At 37.7% G+C, this 20,427-nt stretch carries 12 protein-coding genes; 8 read left to right on the top strand and 4 right to left on the bottom strand.

Features of this window, described 5'->3' with window-relative positions:
- Positions 1-137 precede the first annotated feature (137 nt).
- From J1905_RS13995 to J1905_RS13965, 7 genes are all read left to right on the top strand, one after another.
- Positions 138-3,485 (top strand): TonB-dependent receptor, encoded by a 3,348-nt coding sequence (locus tag J1905_RS13995; RefSeq protein ID WP_214227894.1) that lies wholly within the window; start codon positions 138-140, stop codon positions 3,483-3,485.
- A gap of 18 nt (positions 3,486-3,503) precedes the next feature.
- Positions 3,504-5,411: a RagB/SusD family nutrient uptake outer membrane protein gene (locus tag J1905_RS13990; RefSeq protein WP_214227893.1), complete on the top strand. Its 1,908-nt coding sequence runs from the start codon at positions 3,504-3,506 to the stop codon at positions 5,409-5,411.
- Positions 5,412-5,437: 26 nt separating this feature from the next.
- Positions 5,438-5,914, top strand: coding sequence for a DUF5018-related domain-containing protein (locus J1905_RS13985; protein ID WP_214227892.1), 477 nt, complete (start codon positions 5,438-5,440; stop codon positions 5,912-5,914).
- Between the two features lie 91 nt (positions 5,915-6,005).
- Positions 6,006-8,264: a beta-galactosidase gene (locus J1905_RS13980; protein WP_214227891.1), complete on the top strand. Its 2,259-nt coding sequence runs from the start codon at positions 6,006-6,008 to the stop codon at positions 8,262-8,264.
- A 44-nt stretch (positions 8,265-8,308) separates the two neighbouring features.
- The gene (locus tag J1905_RS13975) at positions 8,309-10,117 is read left to right on the top strand and encodes a right-handed parallel beta-helix repeat-containing protein (RefSeq protein ID WP_214227890.1); all 1,809 of its coding nucleotides are present in this window, start codon (positions 8,309-8,311) and stop codon (positions 10,115-10,117) included.
- 43 nt (positions 10,118-10,160) lie between these two features.
- On the top strand, positions 10,161-12,416 hold the full coding sequence (locus J1905_RS13970; protein WP_214227889.1) for an alpha-galactosidase: 2,256 nt from the start codon (positions 10,161-10,163) through the stop codon (positions 12,414-12,416).
- 87 nt (positions 12,417-12,503) lie between these two features.
- Positions 12,504-13,112 (top strand): RbsD/FucU domain-containing protein, encoded by a 609-nt coding sequence (locus tag J1905_RS13965; RefSeq protein ID WP_214227888.1) that lies wholly within the window; start codon positions 12,504-12,506, stop codon positions 13,110-13,112.
- Here the strand turns inward: J1905_RS13965 and J1905_RS13960 are convergent.
- From J1905_RS13960 to J1905_RS13950, 3 genes are all read right to left on the bottom strand, one after another.
- Positions 13,109-14,191: a calcium:cation antiporter gene (locus tag J1905_RS13960; RefSeq protein ID WP_214227887.1), complete on the bottom strand. Its 1,083-nt coding sequence runs from the start codon at positions 14,189-14,191 to the stop codon at positions 13,109-13,111. The genes J1905_RS13965 and J1905_RS13960 overlap by 4 nt on opposite strands.
- Before the next feature lie 121 nt (positions 14,192-14,312).
- The gene (locus J1905_RS13955) at positions 14,313-15,068 is read right to left on the bottom strand and encodes a hypothetical protein (RefSeq protein WP_214227886.1); all 756 of its coding nucleotides are present in this window, start codon (positions 15,066-15,068) and stop codon (positions 14,313-14,315) included.
- Positions 15,069-15,151: 83 nt separating this feature from the next.
- The gene (locus J1905_RS13950) at positions 15,152-15,982 is read right to left on the bottom strand and encodes a helix-turn-helix domain-containing protein (RefSeq protein ID WP_214227885.1); all 831 of its coding nucleotides are present in this window, start codon (positions 15,980-15,982) and stop codon (positions 15,152-15,154) included.
- Between the two features lie 170 nt (positions 15,983-16,152).
- Between J1905_RS13950 and J1905_RS13945 the strand changes: the two genes are divergently transcribed.
- The gene (locus J1905_RS13945; protein ID WP_214227884.1) at positions 16,153-18,468 is read left to right on the top strand and encodes a glycosyl hydrolase family 95 catalytic domain-containing protein; all 2,316 of its coding nucleotides are present in this window, start codon (positions 16,153-16,155) and stop codon (positions 18,466-18,468) included.
- A gap of 106 nt (positions 18,469-18,574) precedes the next feature.
- On the opposite strand, the gene J1905_RS13940 is transcribed toward J1905_RS13945, so the two are convergent.
- The gene (locus J1905_RS13940; RefSeq protein ID WP_214227883.1) at positions 18,575-20,419 is read right to left on the bottom strand and encodes a RagB/SusD family nutrient uptake outer membrane protein; all 1,845 of its coding nucleotides are present in this window, start codon (positions 20,417-20,419) and stop codon (positions 18,575-18,577) included.
- Positions 20,420-20,427: the final 8 nt, after the last annotated feature.

Below are 20,427 nucleotides of genomic sequence, written 5' to 3'. Positions count from 1 at the left end.
TGATCCTTATTAATGACAGTTACTGCGCAAACAATGTGCTGTCAAAATTCACTAAACCAAAAAACAAAAATATGATAAATTATTACTTCCACCAAAAGCGGCTGAGAATAAGGTCGTTTTCCAAAGTCATTAGAATAATGAAACTCACCTTTCTTCTGGTGCTCCTTACTTGCCTCCATGTTTCGGCAAGCGTTTTTTCTCAGGAAAGAATATCTCTTGATGTAAAAAATACTTCCCTGGAAAGAGTTTTAAAGACCATTGAAAAACAAAGCAAATATCGTTTTGTATACAGTTCAACCTTTGTTTCGGTAACGAAAAAGATAAGTATTGATGCTGAAAATCTGCTAGTTACGGATGTGTTGGCGCAGATTCTAAAAGGTACAGAACTCACGTTTAGCGTTTCCACTGGCGGTTTAATAGCGATTTCAAATCAAGGCGTTGTAACAAGCGATATTACTGTATCTGGCGTTGTAAAAGATACCGCAGGAGTAGCTATACCCGGTGTTACCATACTTGTAAAGGGAACAAAAAAGGGTGTCGCAACAGATTCCGAAGGTAAATTTGCGATAAGTGTTCCAGAAAATGGAGTACTTGTTTTTTCCGTTGTAGGCTTTGAGACAGTTGAACTGCCAGCATCAAGCTCATTTATGACTGTTGTTTTAAAATTATCAAGTAATAACCTTGATGAAGTTGTGGTTCAAGCTTATGGTACAACTACAAAAAGAAAAACGACCAGTGCTATCAGTACTTTGGATATGACCACCATTGCACAATTGCCGGTACAGTCTATCAATGATGGAGTTGCCGGTCGTTTACCAGGTATTACGGTAACAGCAAATAATGGAGCTCCAGGGTCAAAAAGTGCCATTTCGATCCGTGGGGGTAATACTCCTTTGTTTGTTATCGACAATGTGATACGATCTGAGAGTGATTTCACAAACCTGAATCCGAATGATATAGAAGATTATTCTATACTAAAGGATGCTGCTGCTACAGCACTTTATGGGGTTTCGGCGGCAAATGGTGTTGTAGTTGTTACAACTAAGCGTGGCCGTGAAGGAAAGATTAATATTAATTATGCCTATAACCAGATATTTTCACAACCTACCTTGTTCGGTGAAAAATTAAGCTCCTTCCAACAGCAATCGGCGGTTAACAAAATATATGTAAATGAAGGAAAGAATGCACCGGTATCTGCGGAAGATCTTGAAAAATATCGTACAGGATCTGATCCGTTAAGGTTTCCAAATACTGACTGGCAAGATTTAACGATGAAAAATTTTGCACCAGAGATGCGGCATGATCTATCCGTATCAGGTGGAAGCAAATTAATAAGCTTTTACGGAGGTTTGTCTTATTACGATCAAGGGACGATATTGAAAACGGATAATAACTACAATAGGCGAACTACCTATAGATTGAATACCACTAGTGATTTAGAAAAAATTAATTTAAAGGTAACGCTTGGTTTAGATGGTTTTATCGAAAACAACGTGATTCCTAACTCAGCTTCAAATGCAGTTGCGTCAACTTTTTATGGCATTTATAGCCATATACAGAATCAAGGTGTAACTGGATTGGCTAGAAATGAATTTGGCTTGCCTACTCCAATACCAGATAACCCTGTTAGAGAGCTTGATCCTCTTTCTGGCTATAGAAAAGGGTCAAATAATACGCTTAATGCAAATTTAGGACTTGAATACAGTGCCCATTTTTTGGAAGGATTGAAATTTAAGTTCAACGGAGTTTACAATACCTTAAATAGCGATGGAAAGATATGGGATTTCCTTGCTCCCGGTTATTTGATTGGAAGCAGAGTCCCTGTTTATGGTAATGCTCCGAGTTTAAACGTGCTGAGCGGTAAAACAAATACAACAACTCTTCAGGGCTATATTACCTATAATAAAAAGATTGGGGATCATACCATCGATTTTACCGGCGTTTATGAGCAAAACAAAACAAATTCAAATATGTTGAATGTGACCCGTTCAAATTATCAGATTTTATATGACCAGCTTGTAGCGGGACCGGCAGAAAGCCAATCTATCAATATTTTTGATACTAATGGAAAGCTTCTTAGTGGTGAAACTGAAAGTGCTCGTGCGGCATTATTGGGGCGTATTTCTTATGACTATAAATCAAAATATTTTATTGAGGCATCTGTGAGGAGAGACGGTGATTACCTTTTTGTTCCTGGCAAGCAGTGGGGAACTTTCTTTGCATTTTCCGGAGGATATATCCTGTCTGAAGAGAATTTTATGAAATCATTAAAGGATAGGCATATTCTTGATTTTCTAAAACTGAGGGCTTCGTATGGTGTTTTAGGGAACAAGGATGGTGTAACCCCCTTTCAATATGTTTCGGCTTATTCCGTAAATCCACTTGGTTTGATTGTTGATGGAAAGGCTGTTCAGAGTACTTCTGAACCGTTATCTATTCCAAGTCAGTCATACTCATGGCAGAAAATCGGAAGCAGGGATTTTGCAATAGATATGGCTTCCCTGAACAACCGATTGTCGGCAACAATAGATTATTTCTATACACGTACTACAGGTTACGTAACAAGTGATCCGAGATTTGCCCAAACATTGGGCATAGGGCTACCGGTTATCAATTTTAATGAGGGAGCAGCAAGAAAAGAAGGTTTTGATTTTAATGTTAGCTGGAAAGATAATTTAGGTGCGCTTTCTTATAAACTAGGTGTTAATTATAATTATTTCAATACAGCATGGGAGCGTAATAAAGATGATAGTGATGCCGATTTGAAAAACCCTTACAGAAGACGGTCTAGCGCAGTCGGAAATTTCTTGTTAGATGCGGATGGTAATGCTATTTACGGATATACCAACAGTGGATTTATTACAAGCAACAGTCAATTATTATCAGGAGCCCGTTTACCAGGAGCTAGTGGGGTTGCTGCGGGAGATTTAAGGTATGTAGATACAAATGGTGACGGACAGATTACGACCGATGATCAAACCCGGATTGGGAAGAATACTTTCCCTCGTTCAAACTATGGTATCACTGTTGATTTAGGCTACAAAGGATTTTCTTTTAGTGCTGTTGTTCAGGGGGCTGGCGCCAGAGACCGTTTACTGGGCAGTTCTATACAAGGAAATGAATCTGCAACATTAATGACATATGGCTTTCAGGAGGATTACTGGCGTCCGGACAATACCGATGCACTATTCCCACGAGCTACCACTTCTGGGGCTATAAATGGGAACAATAACTTCCAGCAAAGTGATTTCTGGTTGGTACAATCAAAATACATACGACTAAAATATTTGCAGTTCGGATACGACTTCAAACAAGGTGTATTGAAGAAATCACCATTTCAACAGCTACGCTTATTTGTGTCGGGTACTAACCTGCTCACATCAGCAAAGAGTCAGAAGTATTTTATAGATCCGGAATCGGATACCAGCAATTATGGCTATCCTATTCAACGCACGTTTGCAATAGGTATTAACGCAGGATTTTAATCATTAATTTTTAGGAAAATGAAAATAAAAATATTAATAATAATTGGTTGCGCGTTCGTAATAAGTTCCTGTAAAAAGGTTCTGGATGTGGAGCCTTTAGATAAGGTAAAAGAAGACATAATATGGAGTACCAAGGCTAATGCGGAAACGTTCATCTATGGCACATATGGAATTATGGATGTTTATAGAAGTGGTCCGGGCCCTGATACACGAACTTCAAATATTTTGGCTACCGATGGGAATGCGAGGAATGCATTTACCGTCTTCAGTGAAAGTTTAACCAATAGTTATGATATCAATGATCATGGCGACAACAAAATCTTTGACAATTTTAACAATTGGGCGGAGATTCGCCGTTGCAACCTGATCATCAAAAAAGTTGGAGAATCAACGGGAATAACTGACTCGGATAAGAAGCTGTTGATTGCGGAAGGTAAATTCTTAAGGGCCATGTCTTATTTCGGTGTCGCAAGGAAAACTGGTCGTATTGTATGGATAGACAATGTTTTAACTGAAAGCGATGATTTTAAACTACCTACTGTTGCTACGCCTATAGAAAGTTATAATTATATTATTAAGGATCTGGAAGATGCTGTGGCTGACTTGCCAACAACTAAAATTGCCGGAAGAGCAAACAAATATGTAGCAGCTGCCTTTTTAACGGAGGCTTGTCTGCAAGCTCTGGCTTATAAAAACTATCCTGCTGCAGCTAGTGTGAATTCGGCTGACCCCCTTCTTGAAAAGATTATTACCAATGCACAATTGGTAATTGGTGGAGGATACGCATTGGAAACCGACTACGAGGGGATGTTTAATGAGACCAAAAGTACTTCAGCGGAGATCATTTTTGGTATTTACAAAAAGGCAATTGATAACATCGTACAAAATACACCTATGCAAAATGCTTTCCCAAATATATCTAATGATAAGGTGAAAAAATTTGACGGGGGGCCGTTGTTTAGTAAGCCAGTAGCCTTTGAACTTTGGCCGGAGTACTTTCCAAGTCAAAACCTGGCTGATGATTATTTGGTTATTGATAAGGCAGATCCAACACAAGTATTGCCTTGGAACCAGACTTCTCAATATTTGGCTGCTGTGGATGAGGGGGTAAATGTACGTGCTCCTTATGCAAGAAGAGGATTTCCAGATGATAAAGTTCCTTCAGGAGGTGATGAGGTTGTTGTAAAACAGGGTAGAATAAAAGCAGGTAGCTTAGAGGATTTGTGGACATTGACCAATGTTAACCGGGATGCCAGATGGAAAAGCTCTATCGTTAGTGATTCTTCTCGTTTTGCAAATGAACTATTTACTACAAATACCAAGGGAAATGCCAATCGATGGATTAGCGTGTACGGAGGTGATTGGGGTTCAACTGTAACAAACATGTATTTCAGAAAAGGAATGTATACCAACGTAGCACCCAGCTATTTAAATTCAGTTAAGACTGACTATCATTATGTGTGTATGCGCCTAGCCAGAGTTTATCTGAATTTGGCAGAAGCGTATTTACTTAAAGGAGATTTGGCTAATGCTTTAACGAATTTAAATAAAACACGTGTGATGCATGGTGCCTTACCAGCATCTGCTGCAGGTAATTTAGCTGACGGGTGGAAAGATTATAAAAGAGAAAGAAGGGTAGAGTTGACGGAAGAAAATGATTTCTACTACAGTTTATTGAGATGGGGTAGGTATGGCGGAAATGCCAATGACGGTTTGGCATCAGGTGGGACCATAGCCAATTTAACTGAACCTATCCGGGTATTGGATATATCAAAAGACCGTAAATCTTTTGCGATAGTTACAGGATCATTCAATTTCGGCTATAATCAACGAAGATTTGATGCCTCAAGAAGGTATTTGTTCCCTATTCCTCAAGGTTTTATTGACAACAACCCTAAATTCGGACCTCAGAATCCTGGATGGTAATATTTTTTTTTTGACGATATAAGATTATGAAAAGACAAATAAAATTGAATGTAGCTTTAGTAGCTACCCTTATAATTACCATGCTTTCTTCTTGTTTGAAGAAAGACTTGCCGGTGTACCCTGAATTTGATGCAAATGAAATCACGTTGGTAAACGTTGAGTATCGTTTCAATGGCAGTCAAATGATGAATGGCCAACCAATTGTTGCTTATCAAAAGTTAACAGTTGCACAAACTATTGATAAAACTAGCTCGACAATAAATGTGGTGATAACTGTACCTTCTGCTGGTGGTGAATTTACCGCTGAAGAAAGAGCAAAAGTAGTCCAAAGTAAACTGTGGTTTTACATGAATATTTCTACAGCAGCAAAGATTTCACCAGTGGAGGGTACACCTGCACTGGGTGATCCTACTGATGCTACAAAACCTTTGAAATACATTGTTAAAGCTGCAAATGGTGCAAGCAAGGCATGGACAATTAATGTGACAGCTCTTAATAAATAAATTGGTTAGTTAGATTAGGTTGATTAGAGCCGTTGCTTTTAACGGCTCTTTTCTATCATCTACAACTAGCTAATGTGAAATTCTAATGAATATGTTTAAAACAAAATTAATAGGCCTTGCTTTGAGTAGTTTATTGTTTTCTCAATTAAAAGCTCAGATTTATAAAATAGATGTGGACAATACATCTGAGAAGCAAAAGACTGTTATTCCTATGTCGGCTAAAAGTCCGAAAGGAACGGTTTTATCGGTAAATAGCCAGTATTTTGAAAAGGATGGAAAACCTTGGTTTCCGATAATGGGCGAAATGCATTACAACCGTGTGTTGCCTCAAGAATGGGAAAAGGAAATCATCAAGATGAAAAACGGTGGTTTATCTATTGTCGCCACCTACGTTTTTTGGAATGAACACGAAATTGCAAAAGATGTATGGGATTGGAAGGGAAATAGGGATATCAATAAATTCATCCGTCTTTGCCAAAAACATGATATGTACGTTTGGTTACGTATTGGCCCTTGGAGTCATGGTGAGCAGTTACATGGGGGGCACCCGGATTGGATACAGAAAATGAAAGGCCGTAGAAGTAATGATCCAGAATATTTAAAAGAATCGACCAAATTGTTTAACCAAATAGGTGTTCAGACGAATGGGCAATACTTTGCCCAGGGTGGACCAATTATCGGTGTTCAGTTAGAAAACGAATACGCCAGCGGACAAGCAGAGCACATTACCAAACTGAAAGAAATTGCCCTTAAAGCACAAATCAATCCGGCATATTGGACAATAACAGCTAACACTGTTTTTGATGATAAAAAGATGGAGGTAATACCTTTACAAGGATCTTATCCTTATCGTGGTTGGGAAAAGGCTGGAGGAGGTCCGACAAAGGATTTTTTATACGGTAATGACCAATGGATTATGACTGATGCCCTTGGGAAAGTGTTTTATGATGTAAATATGTTTCCGAAAGGTTTGTGCGAACAAGGCTGTGGAAGCCAAATGATGTTCGCCAATCGTTTTGTGGTTCAACCCGAAGTGGTAGAGGCTCATCTTCAAAACCAAATTGGGCGTGGTATGAACATTGTTGGTTATTATATGTTTCATGGTGGTACGCAAACACCTGGACTAAAAGAGCCGGGTCTTCCTGAAAGCTATGATTTTCAATCGCCAATAAGTGAGTTCGGTTTACTTAGACCATCGTATAAATATCTTAAAGTTCTCCATTCTTTTGTTAATGATTTTGGCTCTGATCTGGCTACTATGCAGGTTTATGAACCAAAAAATCCTGTGCGTGATGAAATGGACACCAAAAACTTAAGGTATGTGGCCAGGGCAAAGGGTAACAGTGGATTTTTATTTTTGGGAAATACACAAGTGCGGGTAACTATGCCGGATAAAATTGTAAGTATGCAGGTGAATTTGGCCAATGAAACTATCAGTTTCCCTGAGTTAACCCTTAAAGGTCAAACCACTGCCATATTGCCGTTTAATTTAAAAGTTGGTTCAACGGTAATTAAATATGTAACAGCGCAGCCATTTGCAAGGCTGGTAAACGGAAAAAATATTACTTTGTTTTTTCAGCAATTACCGGGTGTAAAACCACAGTTAGCTTTGACTATGGGCACTCTTAAAACCGAAAGTTTTGCAGGTTGGCAAAGTCAGATTAAAAGTAATGAGGTGCAATTGACAACCACTAATAAATCTGATCTCAATTTTTCAGATACGGATGGCAATAATATAACTCTCGTTTTTTTAACTCGCAAACAAGTCGAAAATGCCTGGCGTATCAAATTGAAAAATCAGGACGCTTTGTTAATTACCGATGCTGATGTATTGGCCGAAGACGATAAAGTCACCTTGCAACAAGCAGGTCAGGCTAATTTTAATTTGCAGGTTTACCCTAAGGGATTAAATGCATTTGCCAATCAAAAAGTGCAACAAGCAGGTCAGATAAGTGTTTTGTTTGATACTTATCAGCAAAAAACTCAACTTTATGGACCAAAAGTATCAATCAAATATCCGGAAAAGCAAAAGGCTATTATCAGTTTGCCCTCTGCTTTACCAAGCAATGTAAACGATTTGATTTTAAATGTTGATTATTTAGGTAATGCTTGTAAAATAACGCAAAATGATAAATACATTACTGATAATCTTTATAATGGTACCACCTGGCAAATTGCTATGGAAAGATTTTCAAAACAAAGTGATGTGGAGCTAACCATTTCGGATTGGGACAATAAAACTACAGGAGTATCTGAAAATTTGGTTGATGAAGTAAAAAGCAAAGGAACCCTTTTTAAAAGTATTAAAGCAGTGCCTCAATATCAGATGGTATTTACGCTTAAAAATTAATATAAGTAAAAAATCTTTTTTGGCACCCTCCTTTAAACACAATCATGAAAAAATATTTTGCAGTTTTATTATTGTTTTCCTGTTTTCAAGTAAGCGCTCAGGTAATTGATGTTACCAAATTTGGTGTAAGTCCAAATACCTTTGCTGACGCTACCGAAGGCGTCAAAAAAGCTATTGATGCCGCCAAAGGGCAGTCTGAATCAGTGTTGAATTTTCCGAAAGGGAGATATGATTTTTGGCCGGATAATGCCACCGAAACGCATTATTATATTTCGAATTCTTCATCTGAGAAAGAGTTTCCTGTAAAAAAGCAAAAGGTTGGCTTGTTTCTAAAAGGATTAAAAAATATTACAATAGAAGGCAACGGCTCAGTGTTTGTGTTTCATGGGAAAATGGTTACCTGGGTTCTGGATAGCTGTGAAAATATAACAATTCAAAACCTGGCGATAAATTACGAACGTCCGGGCATGTCTGAAATGACCATCAAAGAATTAACACCAACAAGTGTTATAGCCAGTATACATCCCGATAGTAAATTCGCTATTATCAATAACAGGTTAGAATGGTATGGCGAAAAATGGATGACCAAGAATTATCACGCGGTTTTGGTACGCCCCACAGAAGGTACTTTGTTTTATAGCAAATGGGATCCATTTTTAGCAAGTAAAGCCGAAAAAATTGATCTGCTTACCGTAAAGTTTACTGGTGATTTTTCAAAATTTAAAGCTCAGCCTAATGACGTATTAACCGTGAGAGATCCCTATCGTGATTATGTTTGTGCGTTCAACAATCGCTCTAAAAATATTAAGTTACATAACTTGAAGATGTATTCGCTTCATGGATTAGGAATTGTTTCGCAATTTTCCGAAAACCTGAACTTTGATAGTGTTTTTGTGGAGCCTGAAAAAGGAAGTGGTCGTGTAATCGCTTCATCTGCTGATGGGATGCATTTTTCTGGCTGTAAAGGGCAAATCACCATTAATAATTGTCGCTTTAATGGTTTGCATGATGATCCTGTAAATGTTCATGGAACACACCTTATAGTGAGTGAAATTGTATCTGCAACTTCGCTGAAGTTAAAATTTATGCATCATCAAACTTATGGTTTTGAAGCATTTATTTCTGGAGATACTGTGGCTTATCTTCACGCAGCTTCCTTACAGATTTTTGCACAGGGTGTAGTTAAAATTGCGAAATTAATTTCGGAAAGGGAGATACTGGTAGAAATGCAAAAGCCTTTTACTGCTGAGCTAAAAGTTGGTGATGCACTTGAAAATGTAACGTGGACACCATCGGTGGTTATCAAAAATTCATTGTTTGCAGGCACCATATCCCGTGGTAATCTGATTACTACCCGCCGTAAGGTGGTCATAGAAAACAATGTATACTACCGTACGGGAATGCATGCTATTTTAATCGAAAACGATGCCTCTGGATGGTACGAATCCGGACCGGTTACTGATGTCACGATCCGAAATAATCAGTTTATAGAATGCGGGCACAATTCATCTCCAAATAATTATGTAATTAATATTAATCCTCAAAACCATCAGTTGGTGCCAAATTACTATGTACATAAAAACATTCGCATAGAAGATAATACGTTTAAGGTTTATGATTATCCCATATTATCTGTAAGAAGTACTGATGGGTTGACATTTATTAACAATAAGATTATTCAAACTAATTTCTTGAAAGCAAGTGAAAAAAGACCTGCTATTTTATTGACAGGGAATACAAAAGTTAATATTAAAGGCAATGACTTCGGATCTGAAGAATTACCTGTGGTTAGTTTACTGAATATGCAAAAGACAGATATACGATCTGATATAAAATTTGACTTAAAGCACTAACAATATATCTGTATGAAAATAACAGATTTAAGAAAAAAATAACATGAAAAAAAATATCCTGTATTCCTGTATACTTATAATAACAATACAATTGCTTTTGCCAAAATCCGGTTTTGGACAACCGTTTAAAAATCTACAAGAGCAGCCAGGTGGCCCTGAGAATTCATCTGCTAAGATAAAACTCAGTAATGATGGCAAAAATCTGAGTTTAATTTATAATGGTAGCGAAATTTTTTCAGTACAGTTTAACGAAAAGGTTAAGGTAACAACAACCTCAAGTGGAAATGATGCCATTACCCAAAAAATAACAATTCAATTAAATAAAAGAAATGGTTTTAAAGCAAAGGTTAATGGAAGTAGCGAAGCACTTGCCGCTGAAACAGGTGGTAAGGCCCAGCGGGCATTTGCAATAATAAGAACCTCGCATGGGTTAAGTAATAATTTGAGAAACAATGCTATTTACGATCGTAATCTCGACTGGATGTTGCAGGCTTCGGAAGGTACGGTTATTAAATCAAGAAAAAATACGGAGCGACTGACCAACTTTGAACTTACATTCAAAAATAATCGAGAGGAAATTTTTTTTTATCCAAAGTACTATCAAAAGCATAAAAACTTACCTTATTATCAACCTTGGAATTATAAGGTTTATAAAGAATCTATTACTGGTTGGTCTTCCTGGTGGGCATACTTCAGAGAATTTACTGAAAAAGACCAGAATAAAATATTGGAGGTTTGGCAGAAAAAGCACTTTGCTGACTACGGATACCGCTTTATTCAGATCGACGATGTTTACCATGGTGAGAATGACAAAGGAAGAGAAAATAGTGAAATGGCAAATAGTTATTATGGCGGTCGCCCTACAACATGGTTAGATTGGAAGAAAGATCTATTTCCTGGAGGAATTGCCAATTATGTTAACAGTATCAATGCTGCTGGTTTCAAATCTGCTATTTGGATGGGTTGTTTTTTCTCTGATAAAAAAACAGCAAATGAACATCCCGATTGGCTTGTGACAGATAAAAACGGAAAACCTGTAGAAACTCCTTGGGTTAGTTACACTATGGATGCAACCAATCCTGAGGTGGTCGAAACACTTATTCGTCCAACTTTTAAGGGGCTGAAAAATGCAGGGTTAGAATATGTAAAAATTGATCAACTCCGTCATTTTCTTTATGATTGTCTGAATAACAATTTAGATTGGTGTAAACGGAAAGGGGTTACACCTGATCAAGTGGTTAGAGCTTATCTTCAAATTGCGCGTGAAGAGTTGGGGGATAAAGCTTTTATTCTTGCTTGTTGGGGCACACTTCCTGAATCAATAGGTTTGGTGGATGCCTGCCGTATAGGTGGTGATGGTTTTGGACCGGTTACAATGCAGCAGTATAACTCTTGGAATGGTATCGTTTGGCGCAATGACCCTGATCATTGTGACATACTCCCTCGAAAAGCAGGCCAGGGTACCGGCAACATTACAGAAACAAAAGACGTAAAAGCAATTCGCAATGAGTCTATAATTAGGCCGGCATTAGCTTCTATAGCTGGTGCCATGCTGTTACTTAGTGATAAACCAGAAGTATATGAAAATGAAAATAATCTTATTGGACTCCGTCGTTCCTCACCTGTTTTGTTCTCTGTTCCCGGTCAGTTGTATGATTTCGATGCCTCAAAAACAGATTGGTTAAAAAGTCACCAAAGAACCGAAATTGTCTCGGGGAAAAGCCCTGCACCGGTTGATGGAGATCAGTTTGGAAATGTTTGTCCTTATTGGCTTAACGAATTCAATACTGATATTGAAAGTTGGAATGTTTTTCATATTCTTAATTGGTCGGAAAAGGATAATACCGGAACTCCTGCAAAGGCAGTAGCGTTCAAAGATTTGGGACTTGATTCATCGAAAGAATATCTTGTTTATGAGTTTTGGAGCGACAAATTTTTAGGTGTTTTGAAAAATCAAATTCAAGCAGAAGGTTTGGCTCCTTATGGTTTGCAATCTTTTGCAATTCGTGAAAAATTGAATCGGCCACAGCTGGTTTCCACCAACAGGCACTTATCTCAGGGAGCAGTGGAGGTTGAAATGATGTTATGGGATTCAAATAGTATCAAAGGTCGCAGTCGCATGATCGTTAATGATAAATATGTAATGAGCTTTTATGTGCCGGATGGTTACAAATTTAAAACTGCGCTGGTAGACGGGAAACCCGCGGCTGTTGAGAAAAGTAGCAATTTATTAAAGGTAAATTATACACCCTCACAGACTGCTTCCCTGAGTTGGGAAATCAATTTTGAGAAATCGTAATATTTATGTGAGAAAAATAGATTTTCATATTAGAAATTCTATCGTATAAAGTATATACCTTGTAAAAGGTTCAATTAAATCTTTTTCATGAATAGAATTTCTAATATGAGTAAATCAGCTAAGGTGTTTAAAAAACTGCTAACAGTTTTGGTATTTGGTAGTTCAATAATTTTGTATGGCTGCCAGAATTCTAGCATTAAAACAAGCGAGAAGCCTGTACAAGGTTGGAAAGAACAGCTTAATCAGAAGTTACCATTGCTCGGACATAGGAATTGGATTCTAGTTGTGGACAAAGCATTCCCAGAACAAAATGCACCGGGAATGGATTATATTTATGTTAACGAGAGCTTGTTGCCGGTATTAAAGGAGGTGTTAATACAAGTGAATTCCTCTGCTCACGTTAAACCTATTGTCTATCAGGATAAAGAACTAGGCTTTATTACAGAAAGTCAGGCTAAAGGAGTGAAGGAATTTGTGCTCGGCACCAAAACAATTTTTGGTAATCAAAAAGTTGAAACCATGCCTCACGACTCTGTATTTAAGAAGCTGGGCACTGAATCCAAGTTATTTAAAGTTCTGGTGATTAAAACAAATGAAACAATTCCTTACACTTCTGTTTTTTTACAGCTAGATTGTGCATACTGGAATGGGGATAAGGAAAAACAATTGCGTGATGCCATAAAGGCTAATAATTAAGGGGCTATAATGGTGAAAAGATAGACCATAAATATCACCAAAAGAACAATTCCCTGCAATATGTTGGTACGGCCGGTTGCTAGCGAAAGCATAATTGTGAATTGTGCTAGCAGTAGCAATACCGTAGCCTTCATGTCAATCCCCAATGTAATTGTCATTCCCGTTACCATAGACACGATTGCTACCGCCGGAATGGTTAGGCCGATACTAGCTAAGGCAGATCCTAAAGCCAGATTTAGGCTAGTTTGTAGACGGTTCTTTCTGGCAGCTCGATATGCTGCGAGCCCTTCGGGTAACAACACAACAGTAGCAATAATTACCCCAACTAATGATTTTGGCGCGCCAAAATCAACTACTGCATTTTCTATATCAGGTGCTAGGGCTTTTGCCAGGAGAACTACAATACCCAAACATAAAAGCAATAAAAATGTACTCAGTAAGGCAACTTTATTAGTTGGTGGCTCTGCATGGATTTCCTCATTACCATCAGCATCAGGAGGTAAAAAGAAATCGCGGTGTCTGATGGTTTGAACCATTACAAAAGCACCATACAACACCAAACATACCACAGCTACAAAGATGAGTTGGGTAGGGGTGTACTCAGGGCCTGCTTTACTGGTAGTGTAATTTGGAAGGATCAGTGTTAGTACCAATATTGCGGTGAGGGTAACCACAGCCGCACTTACTCCCGGTAAACTGAAAACCTGCTCTTTGAATTTCGCACCTCCTACTAGTAGGCACAAACCAATAATTCCTGTTAAAATGATCATCACAGCCGCCAGAACGGTATCTCTGGCTAGCGCAGCGGTATCAGGGCCACCGGTTAGCATTAAAGAAACAATTAGTGCTACTTCAATTACAGTAATGGCAAGCGCCAATAGCAAAGTTCCAAATGGCTCACCAACACGATGAGCAACAACTTCGGCATGATGTACTGCAGCGAGTACAGCTGCAATAAGTACAGCCGCGAGAAAAAATGTATAAAAAACTCCGAGATCCAGTGAATTGGCAAAATATGCTAGCCAGGCTACAATTGGGGATAAAATGGTCCATAAGGGTACTGGTAATTTTTTATTCATTAATTCGGGATTAAATAAGAATTTATACTGAAAACAATAAAAACGACATCGAATTTCAGAAAAAATACATGTTTTAGCCGATAAAACCAAATTGTCAAGTATAAAAACCTCTATTAAGGGGTTAAGAAACCTTAGATTCTATAAACTTGATCCAATCAATAGACCTCAAACTAATCACTAATTTTATATGGCTATTTTCAATTTCCTCAATAAAATCATGCAGTCTTTCAAAAAAATGTTTTTTAAAAAGGTGCTTCATCTCGGGTTCCTTAAAGTAATCTATAAAGATAACCAGTGCTGAGTTTGAATGTTTACAATAGCCATCTACATGTTTAATTAAATCATCGGCCGGCTCAATACCTAGCTCATTTTTGATACAGGATGATATGTTTAGTGCCCCAAAGTCATCACATAAAAAGCGATGCGCATTTAGAAATAATAGAGAACTGAATTTGTGTGCCGGATCAGATAAAAAACGCCCGGTAAGTTGAGCAGAGAGAATGGTCTTTTCATTTTCATCCTGCGACATAAAACAAGTGAAATTGTGAGCACTTCTTAAGAAAGAATCAAAATGTTTCTCAGAAAATTTTCTGCTTAGTGTGTTTTTTTCTGTTGAGGTTTCCTGTCGACTGGAGCTTAATTGCTTTCTTATTTCATCATTGAAGTCTGCTAAGAGCGTTAATGTATATTGCGAGAAATTATGTTTTACACTAGCAAATCCGAATACACGCTTGACAGTTGTTTCGCTAATATTTTTATTGGTTAAATTTTTTATCTCATTTGCAATGAACTTACAGTGATAGGGGTTAAGCGTATTGATGCCGAATTTATGTAGTATCAAGGATTTTAATTCATCTAATATGATGGCTCTTTCCATAACGGACCTGTTTGCTTTTATTATGCGGCCGCAAAAATAAGTATCTGATTTCCTTTGAAATAGTAAAAGTGTAACCGTAATTTTTATATAAATAACCAGCTCACTAATCCATCATTTAGGGGGCTTACCTTTTTAAAATACATTTTTGGTGTAAATCCTGTTATTGACTTGAAATCTTTGATGAGGTGGGAGTGATCAAAGAAATCGGCTTTATGTGCGATATCGCAAAGTTTAAATTTTTCATTAAACTTTATCTGCTCCTTAATGATCTGTCTAAAACGGATCAGTTTCCTCATTTCTACCGGACTTTTTCCAATATGAATTTCGAAATGCTTGTATAGTGTTTTTCTGCTGATCTTGCATTTGGCTGCAATATCCTTTATGGTATAGTTGCAATCTGCATTGAGCATATCTGCTATTACCTCGTGTAAAAAAGGGTGATTGAATTTTCTATGTTTGGTAATAAGATAATCTTCTAGTCGTTTAATTTTTTCCGTTGAGGAGTTTAAAGATAGAATTTCGGACATCACCGAATGGAAATCTGTATAAGGGTTGAAAAAAGAGAAATAAATGTCAGTGTATGTGTTCAGGTCTTTATCCAAAAATGCATTTAAACCCAGTGGTTTAAAGCTGATTGTAATTTCATTAAGGTAGCCTGGGATATTTACCTCAATAGGTTTACTGTAATTGCAAATTAATGTGGAAAGTACTGATAATTTGCGGTTTCTCTTTACGGTGACTTTATTTTCTTCAAATATAAATTTTGGATTATGGTTAATTGAAACAATGGAGTTGATTTGCGGAAAAGTATAATAAGAGACGTTTTCTGAAAGGTCATTTTTATTGATCAAGTAGAAGTAATCAATGTACTTTTTAAGTAGTTCAGATTGAGGTTTGAAAAATAGTACTTCCATTGAAATATATTTGATATATAAAAATAGAATAATTCATGCTTTTTACTGAATTCTCTATTGAATTTCTGATGATTAGCGAAGATATTGTATGCTAGTAATTTAATGCCCTGATGAGAAGGTTCTTAGCATCAGAAATAGATAAAATTTGTACTACTTCTAAACTACACAAGATGAAGCCCTTTAAAATTATTTTATTATTGTTAAATCTAGGCTGTGTTTTTACAGCCTGTGCGCAAATGTCGGGGTTACCTGATGCACGTTTTAATTTATTACTAAAAGCTCCTATAAACACCTGGGATGAGGCTATTCCATTAGGAAATGGTTTGATGGGTGGTTTGTTATGGGGTGAGAATAATACCATAAGATTATCTCTGGATAGAGGTGATTTGTGGGATGAACGCACTACAGGTGAAAAGGAATGGTGGAAAAAGTATACCTATCAAAAAGGAGCAGAAATGATTGCTCAAAAGAAATTTAGTACTGTAAATGAGTGGTGGGATGGCCCATACAACGGTGTAAGTCCAACTAAGCTGCCTGCAGGACGTATTGAAATTAAATTGCCGGTTGGTCAGATTGCGAAGAACTTTGAACTGAAATTGGCTACTGCCGAGGGCATGGCCTATTTTAAATCGGGGGCTGTTTTGAAGGCCCTCTATAGCGCTAGTGAGCCGGTAGCATTGCTTTCAGTTAAGGGAGCTATTCCGGATGCTATTGACCTTTTGAGTACTTCGGATGTATATCGTAAAAATGTAGATGAAAAGGGTGGTCCAAGCAGTGGCGGTTCTGTAAGTAAGTTAGGCTATCTTGATGCTGTTAAAGGGAAAAAGGGTAATGCACAATGGTATATACAGGAAGCGGCAGAAGGATTAAAATATTGCGTTTATATCGAGAAAAAAGTAATTAACAAAGAAACGCTACTTGCTGTTACCATTACTTCTACAACAGATGCCGCTGATTTCCTTTCGCTTGCTGAGAAGCGTTGTACATTGGCCTTAGCAAAAGGATACGAAGCTACCCTTAAGCCTCATAAACAATGGTGGAGTTCATTTTGGCAGAAATCAAGTGTTAGTGTACCTGATACTGCTGTTCAAAAACAATACAACCTGGTTCAATATTTTTATGGAGCAGCATCACGTTTAAATGCTCCGCCTATGCCATTGCAGGGTGTTTGGACGGCAGATAATGGTTCGCTACCTCCGTGGAAGGGAGATTATCATAATGACTTAAATACTCAGATGACTTATATGGCTTATCAGGAGTCAGGCCGTTTTGATGAGGGTGCTTCTTATCTGAATTTTTTATGGGATCGTCGCGACTCGTTTCGTGCATTTGCTAAAGATTTTTATGGTACTAAAGGATTGGCGTGCCCGGGTGTAATGTCTTATAGCGGACAGCCATTGGGCGGATGGGGGCAATATAGTATGTCGCCATCAATGAGTGCATGGAGTGCTCATTTATTTTACCTTCACTGGGCTTATACTGCTGATGATAAATTCTTGAAAGAAAAAGCCTATCCATGGAGTTCAGAAGTAGGAGAATGTATGTTAGGACTACTGAAAAAGGATGCTAATGGAATTTTGAAACTACCACTTTCTTCTTCACCTGAAATGTTTGATAACAGCCCTAAAGCTTGGCTTGAGCCTAATAGTAATTATGATTTGATGAGTTTAAAGATGTTATTCCTATCTCTAAAGGAAATGGCTGAAGCTTGCGGTATGAGCTCCGATATAAAAAAATGGGAAGAAGCTGCTGTTGCTTTAGGAGATTTTCATACCAAGGATGATGGCACATTGCTGTTGGATGCAAATAATGAGCTGAAGAGTAGTCACCGCCATTTGTCTAATATCATCGGACTATATCCCTTTAATTTAATTACCACCGAAAATGGTGAAAAAGCTACACAGGTAATAGACGCGAGTTTAAAAAGTTGGGATAAACTGGGTACAAGTCAATGGTGCGGATATAGCTTTTCGTGGATGAGCTGTATGAAGGCAAGGGTAGGTGATGCCGAAGGTGCTGTTAAGGACTTGGATATTTTTGTTAAAGCATTTGTGTTGCGCAATGGTTTTCATGTTAATGGTGATCAGACTAAAAGTGGATATTCGGATTTTACATACCGTCCGTTTACTTTAGAAGGTAACTTTTTGGCATCACAAGCTGTTCATGAAATGTTGCTTCAAAGCTGGAGCTCAACACCCGGTAAAATAAACACAGGGGTTATCCGTATTTTTCCGGCTACACCAGAAAAATGGGCTAATGCTTCGTTCACAAATTTAAGAGCTGAGGGTGGGTTTAAAGTGTCTGCAGTACGCAAAAACAGTTTGACTGTTGGATTTAGCATCATTGCTTCAAAAGCCGGAAAAGTTAGAATTAAGGATAATTTTGATGGAAGAAAACCGAAATGGAGCATTAAAAATGTAAATAAAACAGAAGATGTTTATGAGGTTAACCTAGCTAAAGGACAAAAAATAAGCGCGAGTTTTTAGATTAATAGTTAAAAATAATAAACCCAATGGCGGATATTTGCCATTGGGTTTTCGAGCGTCTATCAGATGATAGGTAACTTTAATCTAGTTATAGTTTGTAATACGATTACTGGTCATAACCAGGGTTTTGTTTTAGGGCGTCGTTACTTCTTCTTATTTCACCTCTCGGAATTGGGAACAAGTAATAGTAATCTCCTTTCCATGGTTTTCTTACTTCAGCTTCCGGTATCACACCATAAGTATAAGTCAGCTTACCTTTTAAGTCACCAACTTTAGCGCCTGTCCAGTCCATTTTAACGCTGGTTAGTCCTCTTACTGCTACATCTACATTTCCTGGAGCGGCTTTCCAGCGCATAAGGTCGTAGAAACGGGAATCTTCCAGATGTAATTCTATGGCTCTTTCATTTCTATAATCTCTTACTAAATTGGCACCGGAACTGGTGATGTCAGGCATGTTAACTGATGATCTTTTTCTGATTTTATTTATATACTCTCGTGCCACGGCCTCTTTGCCTAACGCAATTTGAATTTCGGCATAGTTTAAATAAAATTCTGTTAATCTCAAGAAAATAATTACCTGACTGTAATCGTAATCAAAACTTGCACGAGGTCCTTCAAAATCCAATAGTTTTTTGAAAGTATATCCGGTTTGAACTCTCCAATGAAATGGAGTTAATCCTTTTACCCAATAGGTTTTGGAATCTCTACCAAAATCAAATAGTTCTTGTCCATTTTTTGAATCTACCTTATTAGGATTTGAGTACGGTGGTGCATTATTTGGATTAGGGTTAGCATCCTCCCAGTATTCATATGTTCTTACTGTACTCTTTGCCCCATCATTTATGGTGAATGGCCCTGCTCCAGGGTAGATAATATAGCTATAAAACCTTGGGTCTCTATTTTTCTCAGGATTCTGTGGGTCATAACCAGAAGCAGGATTTACAGATACACCATCAGCAAGATATGGATACTCTCCATTTGTCAATTGAAACATATTGACAAAGGTTTGAGTTGGCATGAGGCGTTGCTGTGCATCAAATCCACTAGGCCAATAATCGTAATTCATACCCCAGTCAGGAATTCTGGCTCCGGGAGTAAAGGATTTACCGAAAATGATTTCATCTGTTTTTAGCGGCTTTACACTCAAGTCCTCGTGTGTTGGATGTAATGTAAATCCTGCATCGAGTACAGCTTTGGTTGCTACTTCAGCAGCCTGCCATTTAGATGCATCATTTGATGGATTATTCAATGGGCTAGCTAAATACAACAAAACGCGTGCTTTTAAGGCTAGAGCGGCTGCTTTACTAATTTTTCCGGCATTAATGGGTTGGCCTTCTAATAAGCCAATTGCTAAATCACATTCACTTAATACAAAGGCAGCGCATTCATCAAAAGTATTTCTAGGTGTATCAAAGCTATCGTCATTTAAATTATAGCTGGTTTTAATAATTGGTACGCCACCATAAGTACGCATTAGTTCAAAATACATCCAACCACGTAAAAAGTGAACCTCACCTTTCATAGGATTTAGTTTATCAAGGGGGATTTCAGAACCTTCAACCTTTTCAAAAAAGATATTAGCTTTTCTGATATAACCATACTCATCAGTCCAGATGTTGGTAAGGTCTGTAACATTGTCAGGATTAAGATTTCCTTCTATATACTGGCGGATACCTCCGGATCTACTGTGAGTTTCAGGCTGATTAACTGCAATGTCGGTCAGTGCTTCAAATCCTCCTACTCCCGGGCTCCATGGTGGTTTTATTCCATTGTACACATTGTATACATAATTTTGAAGAAATGTAGCGTCCTTAAAAACAACATCCTCAGATATTGCATCTAATGGTTTTTTATCCAATAAATCACGCTTACACGCGGAAGCGGCGAGGCCTATAAGCAGTATAGTAAATGCTCTTTTGGCTATTTTATTTTTGAGTATTAAATATTTCATATGAGTTG

Source organism: Pedobacter sp. B4-66 (assembly GCF_018492665.1).
GTDB lineage: Bacteria > Bacteroidota > Bacteroidia > Sphingobacteriales > Sphingobacteriaceae > Pedobacter.
The sequence above is the reverse complement of the archived record's forward strand: the minus strand, read 5'-3'. Positions and strand labels throughout refer to the sequence as shown.